This is a genomic window from Agarilytica rhodophyticola, assembly GCF_002157225.2.
GTDB classification, from domain to species: Bacteria; Pseudomonadota; Gammaproteobacteria; order Pseudomonadales; family Cellvibrionaceae; genus Agarilytica; species Agarilytica rhodophyticola.
In genome coordinates this window covers 4301776-4322845 of sequence record NZ_CP020038.1, presented here as the reverse complement: position 1 = coordinate 4322845, position 21070 = coordinate 4301776, and the positions used below count along the sequence as shown (strand labels likewise).

General features: G+C 41.5%; 18 protein-coding genes and 1 tRNA gene. 15 read left to right on the top strand and 4 right to left on the bottom strand.

What is annotated here, in order from left to right:
- Positions 1-312 precede the first annotated feature (312 nt).
- Positions 313-2784 (top strand): DUF5050 domain-containing protein, encoded by a 2472-nt coding sequence (locus BVC89_RS18115; RefSeq protein ID WP_086932547.1) that lies wholly within the window; start codon positions 313-315, stop codon positions 2782-2784.
- 793 nt (positions 2785-3577) lie between these two features.
- Here the strand turns inward: BVC89_RS18115 and BVC89_RS18110 are convergent.
- Positions 3578-3653: transfer RNA gene (locus BVC89_RS18110), tRNA-Arg, on the bottom strand.
- Between the two features lie 154 nt (positions 3654-3807).
- Between BVC89_RS18110 and BVC89_RS18105 the strand changes: the two genes are divergently transcribed.
- On the top strand, positions 3808-4485 hold the full coding sequence (locus BVC89_RS18105) for a TIGR04283 family arsenosugar biosynthesis glycosyltransferase (protein ID WP_086932546.1): 678 nt from the start codon (positions 3808-3810) through the stop codon (positions 4483-4485).
- On the top strand, positions 4473-5129 hold the full coding sequence (locus BVC89_RS18100) for a TIGR04282 family arsenosugar biosynthesis glycosyltransferase (protein WP_086932545.1): 657 nt from the start codon (positions 4473-4475) through the stop codon (positions 5127-5129). Before BVC89_RS18105 ends, BVC89_RS18100 begins: the two co-directional genes overlap by 13 nt.
- A gap of 15 nt (positions 5130-5144) precedes the next feature.
- On the opposite strand, the gene BVC89_RS18095 is transcribed toward BVC89_RS18100, so the two are convergent.
- From BVC89_RS18095 to flgA, 3 genes are all read right to left on the bottom strand, one after another.
- Positions 5145-5624 (bottom strand): flagella synthesis protein FlgN, encoded by a 480-nt coding sequence (locus BVC89_RS18095; protein ID WP_086932544.1) that lies wholly within the window; start codon positions 5622-5624, stop codon positions 5145-5147.
- Between the two features lie 326 nt (positions 5625-5950).
- The gene (flgM, locus tag BVC89_RS18090; RefSeq protein ID WP_158658013.1) at positions 5951-6268 is read right to left on the bottom strand and encodes a flagellar biosynthesis anti-sigma factor FlgM; all 318 of its coding nucleotides are present in this window, start codon (positions 6266-6268) and stop codon (positions 5951-5953) included.
- A 182-nt stretch (positions 6269-6450) separates the two neighbouring features.
- Positions 6451-7164, bottom strand: coding sequence for a flagellar basal body P-ring formation chaperone FlgA (gene flgA, locus BVC89_RS18085; RefSeq protein WP_086932542.1), 714 nt, complete (start codon positions 7162-7164; stop codon positions 6451-6453).
- 157 nt (positions 7165-7321) lie between these two features.
- Between flgA and BVC89_RS18080 the strand changes: the two genes are divergently transcribed.
- From BVC89_RS18080 to flgK, 12 genes are all read left to right on the top strand, one after another.
- A complete protein-coding gene (locus tag BVC89_RS18080; RefSeq protein ID WP_086932541.1) occupies positions 7322-8257 on the top strand; it encodes a chemotaxis protein CheV in 936 nt (311 codons plus the stop codon).
- 55 nt (positions 8258-8312) lie between these two features.
- On the top strand, positions 8313-9158 hold the full coding sequence (locus BVC89_RS18075) for a CheR family methyltransferase (protein ID WP_086932540.1): 846 nt from the start codon (positions 8313-8315) through the stop codon (positions 9156-9158).
- Positions 9159-9497: 339 nt separating this feature from the next.
- Positions 9498-9899 carry a flagellar basal body rod protein FlgB gene (gene flgB / locus BVC89_RS18070; protein ID WP_086932539.1) on the top strand — a complete coding sequence of 134 codons (402 nt, stop codon included), beginning with the start codon at positions 9498-9500 and terminating at the stop codon, positions 9897-9899.
- A gap of 2 nt (positions 9900-9901) precedes the next feature.
- Positions 9902-10339 carry a flagellar basal body rod protein FlgC gene (flgC, locus tag BVC89_RS18065; protein WP_086932538.1) on the top strand — a complete coding sequence of 146 codons (438 nt, stop codon included), beginning with the start codon at positions 9902-9904 and terminating at the stop codon, positions 10337-10339.
- A 27-nt stretch (positions 10340-10366) separates the two neighbouring features.
- Positions 10367-11083: a flagellar hook assembly protein FlgD gene (locus BVC89_RS18060; RefSeq protein ID WP_086932537.1), complete on the top strand. Its 717-nt coding sequence runs from the start codon at positions 10367-10369 to the stop codon at positions 11081-11083.
- Between the two features lie 61 nt (positions 11084-11144).
- Positions 11145-13568 carry a flagellar hook-basal body complex protein gene (locus BVC89_RS18055; protein WP_086932536.1) on the top strand — a complete coding sequence of 808 codons (2424 nt, stop codon included), beginning with the start codon at positions 11145-11147 and terminating at the stop codon, positions 13566-13568.
- A 244-nt stretch (positions 13569-13812) separates the two neighbouring features.
- On the top strand, positions 13813-14562 hold the full coding sequence (locus BVC89_RS18050; RefSeq protein WP_086932535.1) for a flagellar basal body rod protein FlgF: 750 nt from the start codon (positions 13813-13815) through the stop codon (positions 14560-14562).
- Between the two features lie 74 nt (positions 14563-14636).
- Positions 14637-15422 (top strand): flagellar basal-body rod protein FlgG, encoded by a 786-nt coding sequence (gene flgG, locus BVC89_RS18045; RefSeq protein WP_086932534.1) that lies wholly within the window; start codon positions 14637-14639, stop codon positions 15420-15422.
- A gap of 12 nt (positions 15423-15434) precedes the next feature.
- Positions 15435-16151: a flagellar basal body L-ring protein FlgH gene (gene flgH, locus BVC89_RS18040; protein WP_245929137.1), complete on the top strand. Its 717-nt coding sequence runs from the start codon at positions 15435-15437 to the stop codon at positions 16149-16151.
- Positions 16152-16162: 11 nt separating this feature from the next.
- Positions 16163-17266 (top strand): flagellar basal body P-ring protein FlgI, encoded by a 1104-nt coding sequence (locus BVC89_RS18035; RefSeq protein WP_245929136.1) that lies wholly within the window; start codon positions 16163-16165, stop codon positions 17264-17266.
- Positions 17267-18280, top strand: a complete 1014-nt coding sequence (gene flgJ / locus BVC89_RS18030; protein WP_086932532.1) for a flagellar assembly peptidoglycan hydrolase FlgJ — start codon at positions 17267-17269, stop codon at positions 18278-18280.
- On the top strand, positions 18277-21048 hold the full coding sequence (gene flgK / locus BVC89_RS18025; RefSeq protein ID WP_086932531.1) for a flagellar hook-associated protein FlgK: 2772 nt from the start codon (positions 18277-18279) through the stop codon (positions 21046-21048). Before flgJ ends, flgK begins: the two co-directional genes overlap by 4 nt.
- The last annotated feature ends 22 nt before the right edge of the window (positions 21049-21070 follow it).

Below are 21070 nucleotides of genomic sequence, written 5' to 3'. Positions count from 1 at the left end.
GTGAAAGCGTCGCACAAAATCTTCCATAGTAGAAGCACTGAGAAAGTTGATCACAGAGTCCTGTGACGAATTTGACAAATTATAAAAGCTGTAAAAAATATTTTCTATTTTATAGGCTACAAACAAAAAATACATATTATAAACAAGCAGAAAGGGGTAATTTTTTGATGCTGCCTGACGGTAAGCTGTCGCAATATATAACGAGATAAATTGAACTGTCACCAAATACCGACATTTATTTTTTTTAATAATCTTATTAGTAATACACCCTTTCTTTAATATTATTTGCATGCAACCCAAGAGTGCACAACTATGCCTGACAGTACTAAAAAGCAGACACTGAAAAATAATTTTGAACCTGGAGATATTCCCACATCGCAAAATTTCAATGATTTAATTGACATGGCAACTAACGCATCAGATATTGATGCTGGGATACTCAGCCAAGAACGTATACCCAGCGACTTAGCACTATCTAGTGTAAGTGGTGACGGTAGTGCTTTAACTAATCTTAATGCCGGTGAGATAATGTTAGGTACGATTAGTTCTGAACGCCTACAAAATGCCACTGATGAGGTCACGGGAGCGGTACGTTTTGCTACTGAGGCGGAGTTGGCTGCTGGAAATATTGGTGTGGTGGTAAGCGCAAGCAGTTTGCGAAGGTCGATAGATGATGTGAAGATGCGTACGGATAATCAGTTGGCTTCAGTTGAAAGTTATTTACCTGAGCATTTTGTGCGTACAAGTTTTAGCGGTGATGGTAGCCGGTTGAGTGCGTTAAACGCGGATAATATTGACAGTGGGGAACTCAATGCCATGCGTTTGCCTCCAGCCACCGAGCAAACGGCCGGCGCTATACGTATTGCAACTCAAGAGGAAATACAGGCACAAGCGGCAAATAACCTGGCCATTACACCGGCAGCTTTGGCTCAAACAGTAGATCAAGCAAATTCCCGTCAACAGGAAGATATAAATACGATGCTTGCGCAAAAAGCTGACATCACCTATGTAGATGCCCAGCTAACTCAACTTGAAGCTGGGCTTAAATTTAAAAAAGATGTTGATCTTGTTGCTGATGTCGCTGTTATCACCGGTACAAATGCCAGCCTAATAGAACTTGACGGTGTTATGGTCGGCGATGGCGATAGGGTGCTGTTGACGGCACAGCCTAATGCCCAAGATAATCGTGTGTGGATCGCAAGACGGGATGCTCCATGGGATATTGCTGAAGATTTTAATGAAATTCCCGAAGGCGAAATATTTGTTGGGACTTCTGTGGAGGTACAACAGGGCGATAGTTTTGCAAACAGTATATGGAGTGTAGCGCAAATAAACCCTGTTAACGGTCAGCGCTTAGAATTGAGCTGGCGTAAGCGCAACGATGTTCCCCAATACCAAGCCGGTGAGGGTGTGATTATTGACGGTTTGCAAATTCGTGCTGATAGAACCTGGATTGAAGGAAATTATTCAAGTAGTGAACCGGTAAATTATCAAGCTGGAGCCGGTATTAGCATTGACAATAATAGTATTTCTGTGGATCAAAGTTGGTTGCAAAGTAATACGCTTAATCAGAGCAGCCTTAGCACACAAATAACGCAACTTCGCACAGAGTTGAACTCGCAATTGCGCCGTATCGACACAGGAACCTATGAACAAGTTAGCGCAGGTGTAGAATACTATTCTCCCGATCAACACGGAGGATACTACGGCGTGGTGATCCGAAAATATCTGAATGCATTGCAAAGCCGTAGTGGAACCCTTGCACAAATTCCCGAATCAGAATTAATTGACTATAAATTAATACTAATGCACGATCAAGGTTGGCAAACTGTGATGAATAGTATTAATTTTTCCGAAACAGAAAGTGTCGGTCTTCGCTTAATGCCCTCAGGTGCATTGACTTTGCAGCTATCGCCAGGGTTTGAATTGCGCAGCGCTTGGGTTGATTATGTTAAAAAGGCCTTAAAAATACTTTCGGCTGATAGGCGTTGGCTGAAAAGTTACGACTTTGCACAAAGCGCTAGCACTAATTTAGTTTCCCTTAGTAATAGTTCTATACATGGTATCGAAGTTGATACTCGAGGTAAAAAATTGTATTGGAAAGAGTACAATGAGAGCAGCGGTGTAGGATGGATAAAGCGCGCAAACTTCGATGGGTCACATGTAGAAAATGTATTAGAAGTGGGTATGACACAAGGCTTGGTTATCGATCCGTTGCAACAAAAAATATATTGGTGTGACTGGAGCTTTTGGTTTACCCGAACAGGTAAGGGCATACTATATCGCGCTAATTTAGATGGTACTGATAAGGAAAGCATCTATTCAAATGAAGCCCATCTCGGTAACACCCGCCACCTTAGCCTAGACCTCTCCGCTGGAAAAATCTACTGGTTTGATATGGGGGATAGAAATATTTTGTACCGGGCCAATCTGGATGGAAGTAATTTTGAAAGCATGGGAGAATTTACTACTGGACATTCTCCCAATGGCATTGCGATTGATAGCACCAACAATCACATTTATTGGACTAGCTATTATGGAGAAACAGGGGGAACGGACGATGGTTGTGTCAAACGCGCGAATTTAGATGGCACGGCAGAAGAGACACTTATTGCCGCGCCAAATGCACGTATGCCAAGGCACTTGGAACTTGATATTGCGAATGATCATTTGTATTTCATTGATAATAATAGTTCTGGTTTAAAACGTGCAAATTTAAATGGTTCAAATATTGAGACTATACCCGGAATCTCTGGAAATTACTTTAGTTTGTATCGTGAGTAATCTATGGAATTATGAATGCATAAAATTACTTGGGTACGGGGCAGTGCACTGCGCATGAATCTGCTGTGTGTTCGACGGATTTTCTCTTCACGGCCTTCAAAAGTTTAATTTTGCGAGTCTCCTACATTAATAATGTAGAACCATTTTTTACACTAAAGCCGCTATCCGGAAGGGGTTGCGGCTTTTTTTCGCTTAAAATAAAGCCCGCTTTCGTGAATTTAAGTTCAATATTGGTCAGTAATTTGTTGGTCATGTAGTGCTCAAATCTGGAAAATATTTTTTTGCCAAATCAACACCATTAAAATAGTACTGTTTATTATTTCAAACCTTAAACAGTTATTTGTACTATTAATATAATATTTGGTGGAGTACGTTTAAGCTTCTACTTCTAATGCCATTTTTGGCAGAAATGTACAACTTGATGGCAGTCACGAGATCGTGCCTGGAGAAGTACAAAAGTACATCGCTCTTGAAACCGGTCACCTCAATTGCGCAGGCACCACCGTTGTGAAAAATTACATGTAACTATGTTGGGACGAAGGCTATGTTGGGACGAAGGGCGTTGTTAGGACGAGGAGCGTTTATCGAAGTCGTGGAACAGACACTTCGAATAGCAATGGAATTCCTCACAAACCCCTATAATTTATAGCTTTCTGATGCATTAGAAGATAAAAGAGCGCTGCTAAAACTAGCTTCACAGGCAAACCTAGCTACCGCCAAAATGGAGGCCTTCGAGCACCTGTACCAACTTGCTATTTAAATATTGAAGTAATTTTTGGATGTGATAAAGAAATGGCGCCCTCGGCAGGATTCGAACCTACAATCTTTCCCTTAGGAGGGGACTGCATTATCCGTTATGCTACGAGGGCATTTTAAGTAGAATATTATATAACAAGGTTGGGATAAACGAAATGCATGGAAGCTCATGAAGCAGCTCTTGTTTGAATGCGCTTATTTGTTAGCCAGTGCGCTTTTTTGCCTTTGGGGGTCGTAAACATGTTGCACAGTGTTTAGTATTGGCTGATGTCTGAGATTATTCTGTCAATTATCATCCCTGTGTTGAATGAGGCGCCCATGCTCGCCAATAGGATGCCGCGCTTTAAGGCTTTGAGCGATGATGAGGCTACGGAAGTGATTTTTGTCGATGGGGGAAGCTCTGACGGTACCGTCGAGCTTCTGAGTGATAATGGTTTATATGTTGTACATAGCGCCTGCGGTCGAGCCAGGCAAATGAATTTAGCGGCCAGGGTAGCGAAGGGGGCTCATATGTTATTCTTACATGTAGATACAGCCTTACCTGATAATTTTCATCTGCTAAAGAATATAATTACCCATTATAACTGGGGGTTTTTTCGGCTACGACTTAGTCATACTTCCTGGCGTTATCAATCTATTGCTTTAGGAATCAATTGGCGATCACGTCTATTTAAAGTGGCGACAGGAGATCAGGCGATTTTTGTTAAGTCATCACTTTTTTGGCAGCACGGTGGCTATGGCGATTTAGAGTTAATGGAAGACATTGATTTGACGCGCCGTCTAAAAAAATATTCGCTACCTTACATTTTCGACGATTGTGTGGTGGCGTCATCTCGTCGTTGGGAGTCTCGAGGTATTATTAAAACAGCTATTTTGATGTGGTTTTTACAACTAGCATTTAAAACGGGTATTTCTTCAAAAAGGATTAAAGCGTGGTATCAATAAATCGGTCGATATCGAAATCATCGACTATTCTGCAGTTTGCTAAAACCCCTCAGCCAGGCAAAGTTAAAACACGGTTATTGCCTGTACTCACACCTGATCAAGCGGCGATTTTGCACCAAAACCTATTAACCCATGTGGCCAATGTCGCGGCGCAAGTGGAGGGTGTTTCTCATCAGCTATGGTCTACCGCAGGAGGAGAGTTTATTGAATCTCTGGCTAATCAGAACTCATCAGCACACTATCTTCAAGTGGGCGAGGATTTAGGGAAACGACTTGCCTATGCGGTGGAGCAAACTATAGATCACACAGATGCAGTAATTTTGATCGGTAGTGACTGTCCATATTTGGATACCGCTTATTATCTGCGAGTGACGGAGGCTATTTGTGAAGGCGACAATGACTTGGTAATTGGTCCTGCTCATGATGGAGGTTATGTTTTGTTGGCTTTGGGTAAATATTATCCAGAATTGTTTGAGGGAATAGCTTGGGGGACTGAGAAGGTATTCGAACAAACTATAGCGAAAGCTAAGCAACTTAGCTTAAAGGTTAAGTGCGATACTATCTTGGATGATATTGATCGACCAGAAGACTTGGCGGCCTTACGAAGTAATCTAATGTACCAGCATTTACTGGCGGGCCTTTAATGGCGGATAAAAGCTTTAGGCTTCGTCCACTTTAATTGATGACCTACTTGCTGTCGCCGTACCAGCCGCACTGTATAAATTTGGCGCAGAGGTTTGACCACGTAACAATCCCACCAAACGACCATAAATCTGTTGTTGGCGGCTAAGAATTTTGCCATTTATTTCATTCTTTTGCTGGCATTGTTGTGTGAGTCGCTTCAACTCTTGCCAGTGTTCTTTGAGTTGCTGCTGATTAAAGCTATTAACAAACTCTTCCCATTTACCTGAAGATTGTTTTTCTTGAGTGATATTTGCCCAGCTCGCTCTGCGCTTGGCACTTTCTTCAAGATGGGAGAGGGCTGGCATTTTGTTTTTAACAACTTGTTCAAGTAAATCTGCATCCCTTGCCTTAAGAGCTTCTTGCTCCTGATCCAGTAGGTCGAGCAATGTGTGACATGCATCGATGTCAGATGCAATTTGTCTTTCTATATCTTGAGCTGCAATATCTGTATTCATGTCGTTCTACTTCACATTGAAAAGTTGTAATACTTATGTGTTGTCATGCATATAATTTTGAGGCAGTAATTAAATTGGCAGTAAAACCATAACTTTGCATATTCTGTGCCTTAACACCGTAGAAGGCTGATCAAAGTATCAACTAATTTGCAATTGCTGAATTTTGCGTCGCTACTTGGCCAAAGGGTAATTAGAACGGGTGATGTTTAATGTTCTATGTCTAGCGCCGAGTGGAAATCGAGTCGGTGTACTGCCGTGTTATTTGCGAGTAAGTTTTTAGTCAGTGCCGCTATTAAAAACTTATCTAGATAGTGATAGGGGATAAATTAACCTAGTTGCTGTTCTTCCTGCAGCAGGGTATTGGCGATTGCGCCGCTATCGATTTGATAGTTACCAGAATCTACCGAAGTCTTGATGCGGTCAACCTTTGCCGTATCTATGTCACTCGTTTCAGCAATTTTACTTTCGATTTTAGCGATGCTTAAGCTGGCTGAGCTCAATGACACGCTGTCTGACTCAGCAGGTTGTTGCTTCGTTGAAGGCGATGCAAGGCCCTGCTCGTCTGACTTTGTCGCATTCTGTTGGCGAGCTTTGCCAGCAGAGGTACCGTGAGAATTAACATTACTTCCAGGATCGATAACCATAATCATTGCCGCTTAAGTTGGTTGGACGATGCTTACATAGTTTCTTTGATTCTCTTATCGGCCACTGAACTAAGAACATTAGTGTTTTTTTTAAATTTTCTAAAAAAAATTGAATCATGATAGATCTGTGCTAAGGCCGAATCCACTATGTACTCACTTTCTTAGCGTGAAAGCCTTTAATGCTAACGGGTCGCGACAATACCTGGCGCAACTATTCGTGCTTGTACAATTTTATTTGACCGTTGGTTTTTAACTCTTATATCTTGGCCTAGTTGGCCACTGATTAAGGCAATGCCTTCTGTTTCCACAGATAAGAAACGCGATTTGGAAGTCACGATAACGGTTTGTCCTTTACGTACAATATTTGGTTTTTTCAGTAATGCTAAATGTACGATATCCCCGGAGCTTATAGGTCTTTTTAGTTCCATACCTATAACGCGCGACATATCCTCAAGATAACCATATCCCGACGATGCAGTGTTAAGCTGCCGATAATCTAGATCATGCTCGGTAAATAAGTGCCCTCGTGATAAAGAGCGTTTTGCTACCAGTACATTAGCGTAGACATCAATTTTAACTGGAACATAGATTGTCCAGCGATGCTTACCAACACAACTTGTTTTAACGGTAATGTTACTTATATTTTGCGGAGGTTGGCTGATCTTGAATGTCAAATTGTCGTCACATCTATTGAGTCTGAGACGCGAGTCGAGATTACCAATCCGAATTTTGACATTATTTTTGAAATTCTCTTCACCAAAAACATTTCTATAATGTGACGTTGTATGAGCTAGAACGTGATTCCTAAGCGCTTCTATATTCTGCTTTTCGGCCGATATAGCGTTATATGAGAGTAATACTAACGATAGTGATGCAAAAAAACTGCGTAGTTCCATGATTCTTGTCCTATGCTGTAAGCGAGAACGACAATTTATATCATTATTTGGGATGTATAAAAACGTCCATATAAGTACATGTTAGCAAAGCTTGTGCCTCTTGCTAAGTTTATTTTCAAATATACTAATACTATTAAAACGCAGAAGAGGAAACAATATGGCTGGTGTTCTTGATAGTGTCAATCAGCGCACTCAGTTGGTGGGGCAGAATCGCCTTGAACTATTGCTATTCAATCTTGGCGGCTCACAGTTATATGGAATTAACGTGTTTAAAGTGAAAGAAGTATTACAGTGTCCAGCACTGAGTGAAATCCCCAAGCGTCATCCTGTTATTCGAGGTCTTGCACATATACGTGGCGGCACGATACCTATTATGGATATGAAGTTAGCGACAGGTCATCCGCCTTTAACAGATATTGAGAACTGTTTTGTTATTATCGCCGAATATAATAGGTCGACTCAGGGTTTTCTTGTGAAGGGGGTTGAACGAATAGTTAACATGAATTGGGCGGATATACACCCGCCACCCAAGGGAGCGGGTAAAGACAATTACCTTACCGCTGTATCTGAGGTAGATGGCAAGTTGATTGAAATCATAGACGTGGAAAAAATCTTAGCTGAAGTTTCGCCAATGGCGGAGGATGTCAGTGCCGAGATTATTGAAGCTGCGCAAGAAGACATTCAAGTTCAAAAACATATCCTTATTGTTGATGATTCTTCTATTGCTCGTAAGCAAATACAAAAGGTTGTAGAAAGCCTGGGTGTTAAAACAACCTTGCGTAAAGACGGCAAAGAAGCCCTTGACTATTTGCTTGAGCTCATAGAATCAGGCAAAGATCCTTATAATGAGCTATTGCTTGTGGTGTCCGACATCGAAATGCCAGAAATGGACGGCTATACATTTACTGCGGAGATAAGGGCCAATCCTCAATTAAAAGATATGCATATTGTGCTCCATACCTCGTTAAGTGGTGTCTTTAATGAAGCTATGGTGAAAAAAGTTGGCGCTAATGATTTTCTTGCTAAGTTTCATCCCGATGAGTTGGCGAAACGTGTAAATTCTCGCATTGCTGAGTTAATAGGTGACGAGTAAGCTCTCTGCGATTATTCGTTTTCCGGACTAACAGGCAAATAATAATGGCTTGCGAATGGTAAATAATACGATTGCTCAGCTTTCGATCTCTGAGTTTCACGAGTTTCGGGAGTATTTAAGACAAATTGCTGGTATTGATTTAGGTGATAATAAAAAGTACTTAGTAGAAACACGCTTAAAGAAGATATTGTCTGAACATAAGTGTAGTTCTACTGCACAATTAGTTAGCCTCATAAAGCAACCAACTAATGGCAAAGTGCGTCAGCAAGTGATTGATGTCATGACGACCAATGAAACTTTTTGGTTCCGGGATGTTTATCCCTATGATTATCTGAAACACACACTTCTTCCTCAACTCAGTCAAGATCAGCCTGGTGGCCGCTTTCGTATTTGGTCTGCTGCTTGCTCTTCAGGCCAGGAACCATATTCTATGAGTATGATTATTGAGGAGTGCTTGAAGGAAAATAACTCGGTTCGAAACCTCAATGTTGAAATTATCGCTACTGATTTATCCAGTGAAATTTTGCAGCAAGCTAAACAAGGTATCTATGATAGGTTATCTATTAATCGTGGTTTGTCTAACGACCGTTTGAATAGTTTTTTTGAGCCACAAGGTGATGAGCAGTGGCAAATGAAAAGAAACTTACGTCAACGTATTAACTTTCGCCCGTTAAACTTACAGGAAAGTTATGCATCACTAGGTAGGTTTGATATTGTTTTTTGTCGTAATGTTCTCATTTATTTCTCTGCAGAATTGAAAAAGGATATTTTGACTCGAATTCATGGTACTTTAAAACCAGGTGGCTACCTATTTTTAGGTGCATCCGAAACGCTTGCAGCCGCCTCCGATCTGTTTGATATGGTGCACTGTAATCCTGGGGTTGTTTACAAAGCAAAGTAGATAACACGTTATATTATTTTCTTATACCCTTATTTCTTTCTGCTATTTGGTAGGCACTATGCTAATGGTGCTTGCCAGGGCTTTCTCTAGGCTTTGGCTGTTGCCTTTTCCACAGTATGAAGATTACCGCATTGGCGGATAAGTTTTGCCGCTTTCTTCCTGGTTTTAATTTTTAGTTTTCTCTCATTTAAAAAAACCTTATAAATCATTGTGTTACATCCTCTCTATTGTTGGCATATCAGTTGCTTTTAGAATTCCATAAGTAAGTACACGGCAATCTCGTAGTTTGAGAGTAACAATGTGATTGCAAAATAGAATGACCCTGGAAAACTCAAAGCGATGACGACAATTTCTTTCCAAAAAGCCGTAGGCCTCGCAGAAAACGCTCTGCGTTTGCGTGCCGAACGCGCCGGTGTTATTTCGAGCAACCTCGCAAACGTAGATACTCCGAACTATAAAGCCCGCGATTTTGATTTTCACAAAGCGCTTAAAAGTCAAATGGGAAACAGCGATAGTCGTATGGATAAAACTCATGAAGGACACATGGAGGTCTCGCGTGGCGCTAGGGGAGATGATGACTACAGCTATCGTATACCGCAACAACCTTCAGTTGATGGTAATACAGTGGAAGAAAATATTGAACACGCTGAGTTCACTCGTAACAATCTTGAGTTTCAAGCTGCGTTCACTTTCTTGAATGGCAATTTTAAAGGTCTGCAAAAAGCTATCCGTGGAGAATAACTATGGCAATTACAAATATTTTTGATATTGCTGGCTCAGGCATGAATGCTCAGAGTATTCGTTTGAATACTACTGCAAGTAATATTGCTAATGCAGAAACAGCAAGTTCCAGTAGCGATCAAGTGTATCGCGGGAGGCATCCTTTATTCTCTGCAGTTTATCAGGATATGTCAGGAAACAATTTTGGTGATAGTTTTGGTAACTCCGATAACGCAAGAGTTCGAGTCGATGGTATTGTTGAAAGTGATGCTCCATTGCAACCACGCTATGAACCTGGACATCCAAAAGCTAATGAAGATGGTTATGTTTATTATCCGAATGTCAATATTGTAGAAGAGATGACGAATATGATTTCAGCATCCCGTTCGTTTCAGGTGAATGTGGAGATGATGAGTTCAGCCAAACAGATGATGCAACGAGTGTTAAGTCTCGGACAATAGAGTGTTTATCGGATAAGAGGGTAGATTATGTCGGAACTTAACGCCACAAATAACAGTGTTTTTAATAATTTATCTATTAGAGATAAAAAAGAAAGCACACCACAAGACAATGAGCTTGGGCAAAGTGCTTTTTTAGAATTAATGATTACTCAACTGGAAAATCAAGATCCTCTTAGTCCACAAGATAATACGGAGTTTGTAGCACAGTTGGCGCAATTTAGTTCTGTAGAAAGTCTCGATAAGCTCAATAATAACTTTGACAGTTTTACTAATAATTTTGTTGCTAATCAAGCGCTACAAGCATCGAGCCTGGTTGGGCGTTCGGTTACGGTGCCCACAGATACAGCCATTTTAGAGTCAGGTAATGTTGTCAGTGCCAGTATAGATGTTCCTTCTAGCACAGGGGATTTATCGGTCAGTATATATAACGAAGCTGGTGAATTGGTTGATCAAATTAGCTTAGGTGAACAACCTGCAGGTGAAATGGTTATGCGTTGGGATGGCTTGAATTTTGAAGTTAATGGTGATCTTACCGATTGGCAAAGCAGCCACGAAAATGGCTTGCCTGCAGGCACTTACAAATTTGAAGTGACATCAAGTATTGATGGTGTCGATACTGTTCTAGAAACAGCGTTAAGCGCTAATGTTAATAGTGTTACCGTTGCTAGTAACGGTTCGCTTATTCTTAACTTAGCTGGAATTGGTGCCGTGAGTTTGGCGGATGTTAAACAATTTAATGAATAGTATTTGATTAACATATTAAATTGATGTTTTTGAGAAGTAATAAATTCAGGAGAAAGTTGTCATGCCTTTTGATACAGCATTGAGCGGAATTCGTGCCGCGTCGACAGAACTTAACGTTACCGGCAATAATATTGCTAATGCCTCGACAACTGGATTTAAATCCTCTCGTGTTGAATTTGGAGATGTTTATGCACAGGGTTCGGGCAGTGTAGCCATTGGTAGCGGTGTACAGATTCAAGATGTTGCACAAAACTTTGAACAGGGAAATGTTGCCTTTACAGAAAAAGATTTAGACCTTGCTATTAATGGTAATGGCTTTTTTGTATTAAACCAACAAGGTGAAACTCGCTACACTCGCGCAGGAGCTTTTGGTTTAGACGATAGAGGATTTGTGGTTAATACTACAGGCGCATTTTTGCAGGGCTTCCCTGCGGATGCCCAAGGCAATATTGGTGGTATAGCCGGGGATATTCAAATTCAAACAAGCAATCTTGCTCCCCGTCGAACAACCCTAGTTGAATCGGTATTAAATTTAGATGCAGCAGAGCCAGTATTACAAAGAGAAGGGCGCTCATTAACCACAGAAGGTGTGGGTATTGGTGTTACTCAGGTCGGCAGGCAAAATGCCACAACTACTGTATTAACAGGTGCGCCTTTTACACTGCCATTAGCCAATGATTTTCTAACAACGCCAATGGATTTTACCGTTGAATTAACTGCACCGGCGACAAATTTTGGAGCGGTAGATGTTAATCTACAAACAACAACGGGTGTGCCGCGTAACGTTACCACGTTTAATGATTTAAATATTTTGGCTAGTGTTATCAACTCACAAATCTTTACTCCAACGCCCCCGCAAACAGCTATCGATGTGGTGGCTCGTGCGCAAGACCTCGGCGGTGGTAACTTTGCAATTGTTATAACAGCAGCTGAAGAAGGTCTAAGTTCTGATATCTCAATTAGTGGTAATACCGCTAACTCTGCATTAATTGGTCTCACGCCAGCGTTGGCAGCAGTTTCTGGAGAAGCACAAGTCACTAATGGTTACCCTGCACAACCTATTCAAGTTACTAACCCCGATGGTGATACAGTTACTTATAATACAGTTGCTGGAGATAGTGCAGCGACAACAGCTTCTGGTCTCAATGCTTTACAAGGTGTGTCAGCAACAGCAAGAACGGAAGCGACAATATCTAATTATACCAGTGCCGCTGGTAACCTTGCTTTAACAGTTAACAGCGTAACATTAACAGGGGATAGCTTAGCTGCACTTGAAACAGAAATTAATGGCCTTAGTAATTCTACCTTACCTGGAATCTCAGCGGTGCATAATGCAGCGGCAGGTACTTTGGTATTAACTTCTGCCGGTGGTGGTGATATTGCAATTAGTATCGATAGCTTAGATGATGGTGATGCTATAACAGTGCTCGGTGATCCAGATGCATTACCGCAGACGTTAGAAGTTGATGCTGCAGCTGATGGTATTGCTGCCGGTAGCAGTGACGCCTCTATTAATTCATTAGTAGTGGGTGGGGTTATTGATATTGTTTTTGATGAAGGTTTTGATTTGGTGACGCCTCCTAACACCTTAATTTTTCAACCCATTAGCCCAACTGAATTCACTAATGTTACACTTAATGAATTTGATCCCACCGATCAAGCGACGTATAACAGCGCTACATCTATGACGGTTTTTGATAGCTTGGGGATTGCTCATGTGATGACACAGTATTTTGTCAAGCAAGAATATGATCCCAATAACCCTACGACAACCCCTAACCATTGGCAAGTACACATACAAATTGATGGCGAGGATATAGGTGACCCTAATACTTTGCTGCCACCGCCACAGAATACCGTAGCAACAGATGCCGTTTATAATATATTTTTTAATGATGACGGTTCTCTAGATACAACTAGAAGTGAGCCCATATTAATTTCCAACTGGGTTCCTTTGGATGAGGAAGGACAGCCTAACTCTGCTGCCGGGCCACAAAACGTACTAGCGGGTGGCTCCATCCCAATTCCAGAGCCACCTACAAGTTCGAATTTTATTATTGACTACACAGGAACGACACAAACAGGATCGGCGTTCTCCGTTAATGATGCGGATCAAAATGGTTTTGCAACCGGGCGCCTCTCTGGCCTCAATATCGATGCTAGTGGTATTGTTTTCGCGCGCTTTACCAATGGGGAATCTCAGATTTTAGGGCAGGTAGCTCTTGCAGACTTTCCCAATGAAGAAGGCTTAGAGCCTTCAAGTAATAGCACATGGGTAGAAAACTTTCGCTCGGGGGAACCGCGCGTCGCCGCTGCTAACACAGGTGCATTGGGCACAGTGCAAGCTGGCGCTTTAGAAGAGTCGAATGTAGATATATCCGCGGAGCTTGTTAATCTTATTATTGCACAACGTAACTTCCAAGCAAGCGCTAAAACTATCGAAACCGCAGACACTGTAACCCAAACAATTATCAATTTAAGATAATTTTTTATTAACCCGGCAGATATTTATGCCGGGTTAATAGAGGCCTTATCAATTGCTATTGCCAAAAATATGACTGTTGCATTGGCGATCTTAATTTCTTCTTTCTATTATTTTCACACTCGTATTGCAGTCTTTATAAAATCTATCCTTCTATCAGTTAGTTCTCTCTTGGCATTTATATTGCTCAACTTCTATTACTCAATAGCATTATGTCTATACATACATTTTTTTGACGGAATTTATTATGGATAAAGCATTGTACATTGCCATGACAGGGGCCAAAAACAATATGATGGCGCAGGTCAGCCACACCAATAACTTGGCCAATGTCAATACCACCGGTTTTCGAGCAGACTTTGCCCAAGCTCGTAGTATGCCCATTTATTATGGAGATGGCTTTCCCACTCGTGCCTATGCGTTAACCGAACGCCCTGCGACAGATTTTTCTCATGGTGCCTTGATAGAAACAGGAAGAGATTTAGATATCGCCATTGAGCAGCAAGGGTTTATTGCTGTGCAAGCAGTTGATGGGCAAGAGGCATATACTCGAGCAGGTTCTCTACATCTCGACAGTGTGGGTATATTACGCACCGGAAATGGTTTGCCGGTTATCGGTAATGGAGGGCCTATCGCTATTCCTCCGTCTGAAAAAATAGAAATTGGTCTAGATGGAACAATTACTATTATTCCTTTAGGTCAAGGGGTAGAAGAAATTGCCCAGATCGAAAGAATAAAATTAGTTAATCCTCCAATTGATAGTTTAGAAAAATCTGAAGATGGACTCATTCGTCCTCGTGATCCCAATCAAGATATACCGGCTGATGGGGCTGTCAGAATAGTTTCGGGTTTTTTAGAGGGTAGCAACGTTAATGCAGTAAATGAATTGACAAGTATTTTAAGTTTATCGCGACAATTCGAAATGCAAATAAAAATAATGCAAGTTGCCCAAGAAAACTCAGAGGCTTCGGCACGGCTGTTGCAGTCTCAAGGTTAGCGATGCGAGGATGTATCGCCGTTGCCAAAAATTAATAGTAATAATTACCGTAAGTATTGAAGTAGAGGTAGAATATGCACGCTGCATTGTATGTAAGTAAAACAGGATTGGCGGCACAAGATACGCAGTTAACAACAATATCCAATAATTTAGCCAACGCCTCCACTGTTGGATTTAAGCGCGATCGCGCGGTATTTGAAGATTTACTCTACCAAATACAGCGTCAGCCCGGTGGCTTAAATACGGAAGAAACACAACTACCTTCAGGTTTACAGCTAGGCACAGGTGTGCGTGTTGTTGGTACCCAAAAAGAGTTTACTTCTGGTAGTTTACAAATCACCGGTCAAATCTTAGATGTGGCGATTGATGGACGTGGATTTTTTCAAATACAACAACCCGATGGCAATATTGCCTATACCCGCAATGGACAGTTCCATTTAAATGGTGAAGGGCAGGTAGTCAACGCCAGTGGGCTTTTACTCGATCCTAATATTACAGTTCCTGACAACGTTGAAAATATTACCATCGGTACCGATGGCTTGGTAAGTGCCTTTATTGCAGGTCAACCCGCCGCCGCTGTACTTGGAAATATCCAGGTAACAGATTTTGTCAATCCTGCGGGTCTTCAGGCAATAGGTGGAAATTTATTTTTAGAGACAGCCGCTAGTGGAGACCCTCTTACCGGCACACCTGGTGAAAATGGTTTGGGGGAAACTAAGCAGGGAATGTTAGAAAACTCCAATGTCGATATCGTTGAAGAAATGGTGAACATGATAACGACTCAACGGGCATATGAAATGAACTCTAAGGTTGTTTCAACGGCTGATCAGATGCTGCAATTTTTATCTCAAAATTTATAGCGTGAAGAAATAATGATAACTTTAAGAGACAAACCTTTTTCCAACGCTAGTAATTTCTTGGTGATGTTGACAATGTGTTGTGTACTAAGCGCTTGTGTCATACAAGCGCCTCCGCGTCCCAACGATCCCTACTATGCGCCTGTTTTAAAAACTATGCCAGAGCGCAATACCCCACACAATGGCTCTTTATTTAGTGATAATTCCGGTCTGATATTATTTAGTGACGGCAAGGCGAAAGATATTGGCGATATTATTACTGTCGTTTTGCAGGAGCAAACCTCCTCTAGTAAGAGTAGTAATGTCGAAATCACTAAGGAGAATGACGTAGAACTCGCACCTACAGGAGAGGGCACAATTTTAGGTGGCCAGCTAAGTATTGGAGAATATAATTTGGGTACAGCACTTAGCGGGACACGGGAATTTACTGGCGAGGCCGGTGCTGATCAAAGTAATCGTTTAACAGGTAATATTAGTGTGACTGTAGTAGATAAATTTCCCAATGGAACTCTAGTTATAAGAGGCGAGAAGTGGATAACACTAAATCGAGGTGATGAATTTATTCGTATCAGTGGTCTTATTCGCCCTGGAGATGTTACGCCTGAGAATACTATACAGTCGAATCGAATAGCAAATGCCAGAATCACATATTCTGGTACGGGTGAATTGGCAGATTCCCAAGAGATGGGGTGGCTAAGTCGTTTTTTTAATAGTGCAATATGGCCCTTTTAAGGCAGAGTATCATGCGACGGTATTTATTATTTATAGCATTGTACGGCTTTTGTTTTTCTCCGTATGTGATTTCAGAAAGGATAAAAGATATTGCATCGGTTGACGGTGTTCGAGTAAACCAATTACTAGGCTATGGATTAGTGGTTGGTTTAGACGGTACTGGAGACAAGACTAATCAAGCCCCTTTCACTGGCCAGTCTTTTGCGGCAATGCTACGGCAGTTTGGTGTTACTATTCCTGATGGCGCGAATTTTCAGGTGAGTAATGTTGCTGCGGTTGTGGTTCATGCCGAGTTACCGCCATTTGCTAAGCCTGGACAAAAAGTGGATGTTACTATTTCTTCTATTGCGAATGCTTCAAGCCTTAGGGGCGGTACCTTATTATTGACACCACTAAAAGGTTTGGACGGAAAAACTTATGCCGTTGCCCAGGGCAGTCTTATTGTCGGCGGTTTTGGTGCCGAAGGTGCTGATGGTTCTCGTGTAACAGTTAACGTACCAAGTGTTGGCCGTATTCCTGATGGTGCTATGGTGGAACGTGCTATCGACACCACTTTTGGTGGCACGGAGCGTATTACATTTAATTTACATACTCCTGATTTTACAACAGCCAAACGTGTAGCCGATAGTATCAATGATCTTATTGGTCCAGATGTGGCAATTCCCGTGGATGCTACATCAATTAGTGTACAGGCCCCGAAAAACCCAGCGCAAAGAGTCGACTATCTGTCTTTATTAGAAAACGTTGAAGTGGTGCCGGGGAAAGCTTCGGCTAAAATAGTCATTAATTCTCGAACTGGAACGATTGTTGTCGGCCAACACGTGCGCGTAGAGCCTGTTGCAGTGACACATGGATCATTGACGGTAACCGTACGCGAGGATGTTGCCGTCAGCCAACCCAATGCCCTTGCTGATGGCACCACTGTTGTGGTGCCCGATAGTGATGTGGAAATAACAGAAGAAAGCGGCCCCATGTTTTTATTATCTCCAGGGCCAACATTGAGCGATATTGTTAAGGCTGTGAATGAGGTTGGGGCTGCGCCAGGCGATTTAATGGCAATTTTAGAAGCACTTAAACAAGCGGGTGCTCTTAAAGCTGAGATCTTGGTGATATAAATGAAATCGCCTGAATTATCACTATCACCTACGTCTTTACTTCAATCGCAAGCTTCTCCTCTGACTTCCTCGGAAGTTTATACAGATTTTCACGGTTTGCAAAAAATTAAAAATGAAGAGAATCAAGAACAAGCTTTAAAAAAAGTAGCGCAACAATTCGAGTCATTATTTATGTCGATGATGATCAAGAGTATGCGTTCGGCGAATGAAGTTTTCGAGAGTGGTAATATCTTTAATAGTAATGAATCGAAGTTTTATCGCGATCTTCTCGATCAGCAAATGTCACTTTCACTTTCCCATGGCAAAGGCCTTGGTATCGCCGATGTTCTATATCGCCAATTAAGTAAAAGTTACGGCGATACTGACAGCCGTATAGGTGAAAGCGACGCTAATAATTTATTGCATAATAAAAGATTGGAGCAACCTCCTTATCAGAGCGACGCTGATGGGGGACTGCATGAGCTAGAGCAAACAGAGAAAATAGACGCGAAGAAAAATAGCAGTTTCAATTCTCCAGAAGAATTTATTCGAGGCATATACCATTATGCTAAAAGTGCTGCACAAAAGCTCGGAGTCGATACGGAAACGCTTATTGCCCAATCAGCCCTGGAAACTGGATGGGGACAACACATCGTTAGTGATAGTGAAGGGGATATTAGCCATAATTTATTTAATATTAAGACTGGCTCACAATGGTCTGGGGGCTCTGTAGGTAAAACTGTGCTGGAATTCAGTGGTGGCACTGCAGTTAAAGAGCAAGCTCAGTTTAGAAAATATGAAAATTTTCAGCAGAGCTTTGATGATTACATCACTTTCATACGAGACAATCCACGTTACCAAGATGCTTTGAATGCTAAAGACGGGGATAGTTATATTCAATCTCTGAAAGATTTTGGCTTTGCTACCGATCCAAATTATGTCGAAAAAGTAAGAAATGTACGAAGCAAAGTAATACAAGTGTTAAGTGATTTTGCTCGCGAATTTTTTGCTCAGCAGGTAAAAGGTGACTTATGACATCTCAGCTTTTAGGCGTAAGTGTTACTGGTCTACGTGTTGCCCAGAGTAATTTAAGTATTACCGGGCATAATATTGCTAGTGCAGATGTCGAAGGATACAGCCGGCAAATTGTTAATTCTGAAACTAACAACGCAACGCCTATCGGGAATAGTTTTATTGGTAACGGTGTTAATGTTGCGTCAATTGAACGTGTGGCTAATCAGTTTATTATTGAACAAATGCGTGTAGATACTAGTTTATTTAAGGACTTAGATATTTACAATGAAAATATTAGTCAATTAGACCGTTTACTCTCAGATCCGGCGACGGGCTTGTCTGGAGGTTTGGAAACATTTTTCGCCGCTTTACAGAATGGCGCTGACGATCCAACTTCAATTCCAGCACGACAACTTATTTTAAGTGAGTCAGAAAATCTTGCCGATCGTTTTAACACTATATACGACCGTTTAGAAGTGATTAATGATAGTGTTGATGACTTTATAAATTCTGCTGTATCTCAAATTAATTCTTTAGTTGATAATATTGTGCAACTTAATCTTCGTATAGCTGACGCGCAAGGGGTCGATGATGCGCAGCCGAATGACCTTCTCGATCAGCGGGACGAAGCCATACGACAATTATCAGAGCTAGTTGCTGTACAAACGTATGATCAAGGTGCGGGTCAGGTGAATGTGGTGCTCAACAGCGGTCAAAACCTTGTTATTGGTACTGAGGCTCGGCATATTAATGTTGTCGCAAGTGCATCTAACAGTCAGCGACTGGATGTGGCTTTTGAAAATGGTGCCAATGACATTATTATTACCGATCTTATTTCAGGTGGAGAGCTAGGTGGCCTGTTGCGCTTTCAAAATACTGTTATGGATCAAGCCTATAATGAGTTAGGGCGCATTGCTATCGTGATGGCTGATACATTTAATGAACTTCATCAACAGGGAATCAACTTAAACAATGAGTTTGGTGGTAATTTTTTCTACGATGTTAATGAAACGACCATTGCTCGTAATAGGGTTATTGGTAACTCTAACAACAATCTACCTAATGACCGTGTTCTTTCATTAAATATTGCTGATAGCAGTCGTATTACTGCAGACGATTATGAAGTTACAATTGAGGCAGGAGGTCTGTTTCGCGTTACTAATCTTGGCACTGGCGAAGAGGTTATTTCTAATGTGTTAACTGGTGCAACACCGCAAACAGTCGAGTTTGATGGCTTCGAATTAGTTTTTGAACGTGGTTCTTTTCAGGTTGGTGACTCTTATACCCTATTGCCATCTAGGTCAGCATCACGAGATTTTAGCGCCAAGTTATTAGATGCAAGTAGTATTGCTTTCGGCAGTCCTTTAGTTACTGATGCCTCTATTGGTAATGTTGGTAACGGTGATATTAACTTTGGCGAAGTGCTTTCCCTAGATGATGTTAATGGCAATTCTTTGCCGCTTTTTGCCACACCAGGCGAAATGAATCCGCCACTTATGGTACGTTTTACCACAGCCAATACGTATGAAATTTTAGATAATAGTAATCCCGGTAATCCCGTTGATTTAAATCCTCCTATTCGCAATCAACGTTATATACCAGGAATATCTAACAACCTTTTTCCAAGCGATCCAGGTGAAACTGCAGTACAAACCAATGGCAGCTCGATAGGTTTGCCTTTGGGGCGACTGCCTGTGGTAGGCGGCGGAGCATTAACCAATGGTTACCCTGCAGAAGCTATTACTATTACACAAGCATCCTCACAGCCGGGAGTTCCAGATACATCGCTTAATGTTTTTACTTCAATTAATGCCAGTGCAAGAGAAACTGCAAGCCTTTTGAATAATGTCGAAGGCGTATCGGCCACAGCATCAAATTATATGGAAATTACTGATGTACAAAACCTCAGTTTAACTTCGCCATTACAAATCAATTTAAATGGTGAGGATTTAATAGAATATGAATTTGATGCAGGTTCAGGTACATTTATTCTCGACCCGGATGTACCGGATCCGACACTCAGCGCGGATCAGTTTAATGATTACTTAGAAGATAGAATCAATAATAATGCTAATTTAAGTGCGCGAGGAATTTATGCTGTCGCTGGTATTGATGCTACTACTGGCGTATCAGAACTACGAATTTATTCCACTGAAGGTGACGACTTTCAAATTTCATTAGAAGCCGATGCTGGTGGACCCGATTCATTAAGTGTTGGTGATGGTAGTAATCCTACCGTGGCGTTGGATGGTAACGGCGCCGGTGTAACTTCAGCTATTGCAATTGGTGGCTCTCTCGATGTGCGTTTATCTGATGGTATATCGCTGGAAACCTTTCCTCCCAATAGTTTGCTTTTTGGTGACACTCAATTGCCTGGCTTTGCCACTTCTACTTACTTAGGTATTCAAGCATCGATTCAAGGAACGCCGCAAGCAGGTGACACTTTTACCTTAGATTTTAATAGTAATGCCGCCTCTGATAATCGCAATGCTTTAGCGTTAGCCGGGTTACAAAATCAAGGAAACTTTGATAACGGTACCGCCAGTTATAGTGATGCATATAGCTCTCTGGTTGAAGCTATTGGCATTGATACTGCATCATCAAGGGTAAACCGTGATGCAAGTGAACAAGTATTACAGGAAACAACGCGTTTGCGTGATTCTGTTTCTGCCGTTAATCTCGATGAGGAAGCGGCTAACTTAATTAAGTATGAACAAATGTTTTCTGCCAATGCCCAAGTAATTTCTGTTGCACGCGAATTGTTTGACCAGTTACTCAACTCGTTATAAGTGGAGCCCTTATAACAGGAGT